General features: G+C 62.5%; 2 protein-coding genes. One reads left to right on the top strand and one right to left on the bottom strand.

Annotated elements, in window-relative coordinates; genetic code table 11:
• The coding region (locus AC1D0Z_RS21565; protein ID WP_477660197.1) for an MATE family efflux transporter at nt 1-592 on the top strand (592 nt) is incomplete at its 5' end.
• Here the strand turns inward: AC1D0Z_RS21565 and phoR are convergent.
• Nucleotides 580-1,499, bottom strand: a 920-nt coding sequence (gene phoR / locus AC1D0Z_RS21560) for a phosphate regulon sensor histidine kinase PhoR (protein WP_477660196.1), incomplete at its 5' end; no start/stop codon positions are given. The genes AC1D0Z_RS21565 and phoR overlap by 13 nt on opposite strands.

Genomic DNA, 1,499 nt, shown 5'->3' with positions numbered 1-1,499 from the left:
ACTCTTCATCGCCCGCCTCGGTACCGTGGCCTCTGCAAGCCACCAGATTGCTTCCAGCGTCGCTGCCGTGCTCTACATGATGCCGCTGTCCATGGCAATCGCCTGCAGTGCCCGTGTTTCATTCTGGATAGGCGCGGGCCGCCCGGATTACGCCAAACGCGTGGTGCTGCTCGGACTGAAGCTCACGGGACTTGCGGCGCTGGCACTGGCGGCCGCGGTTTCAATGGCCGGGCCTTTGCTGGCCAGCTGGTATTCCGGCAATCCGGAAATTGTCGCGCTGGCTTCTGCATTGCTGGTCTGGGTCGCGTTCTACCACGTGGCCGATGCAACACAGGCCCTGACGGCTTTTTTGCTGCGCTGTTATCACATCACCATTGCGCCGCTGGCCCTTTACGGCGTGCTGCTATGGGGTCTTGGGCTTCTGGGTGGCTACCGCCTGGCTTATACCGGCATCGCAGGTCAGGCGGCAACGCAGTCCGCCGGCAGCTTCTGGGCGGCCAGCACGCTTGCAATAGGCCTGGTTGCCGCGTGCTTTCTGGCGCTGCTGTGGCATGCGGTGAGACGCAGCCTGAACGTGAATCACGTGGCCTGAATCCGGCGTACCCGTGCCGCGGGAAAAATGATGGAAAAGCACGAACCGTGGCCCGGTTCACTCTGGATGTTGAGCTCGGCGCCGTGGCGTTGCGCAACATGTTTCACGATCGCCAGGCCCAGCCCGGTGCCCCCCGTTTCACGCGAGCGGCTACGGTCGATGCGGTAGAAACGTTCCGTCAGGCGTGGCAGGTGCTCGGGAGCGATGCCAGGCCCGCTGTCCTTGACCTTGAACTCGCCGCGCCCGTCTTCCATCAGCGTCCAGCTGACACGAACCAGGCCGCCCTCAGGCGTATATCGCACTGCATTTGTCACAAGGTTGGACATCGCACTGTAGAGCTCAGTCTGTACCCCGGCAATTTCAGCGCCGGGTCCCAGGTTAAATTCCAGCTGGTGGCCCTGGGGCGCAATCACCTGGGACAAAGCCCTGGCCTCCTGTTCGCACTGGGCCATTAACGCACTGACCGTCACCCAGTCATTGGCGCCCGGAAACGGGCTGCCTTCCAGCCGCGACAGTGTCAGCAAGTCGTTGACCAGCGTCTGCATGCGCAGCGACTGCTGCGACATCAGCGCCAGATAGCGAGCCCGTTCCGGCTCCTTGAGCGGCAGGGTTTGCAGGGTTTCAATAAAACCCGACAGCACGGTGAGTGGCGTGCGGATCTCATGCGACACGTTGGCCACGAAATCCCTGCGCATCGCTTCTGCCAGTTCGACTGCGGTGATGTCGCGCGACAGCAGCAGCTTGCGGTCCTTGCCGTAAGAATGCACATGCACCGACAACTTGACGGGGCGGGCCGGCGTGCTGAAGTTGCCCGGAATCAGGACATCGTGGGAAAAGTCGCCCGCCGCCATATACGATTTGAATGCCGGCTCGCGCACCAGGTTGGCGATGTGCTGCTCCACGTCGC

Source organism: Polaromonas sp. P1_E3 (assembly GCF_056405935.1).
Note: the sequence above shows the minus strand (reverse complement) of the source record. Positions and strands in the feature narration are given on the sequence as shown.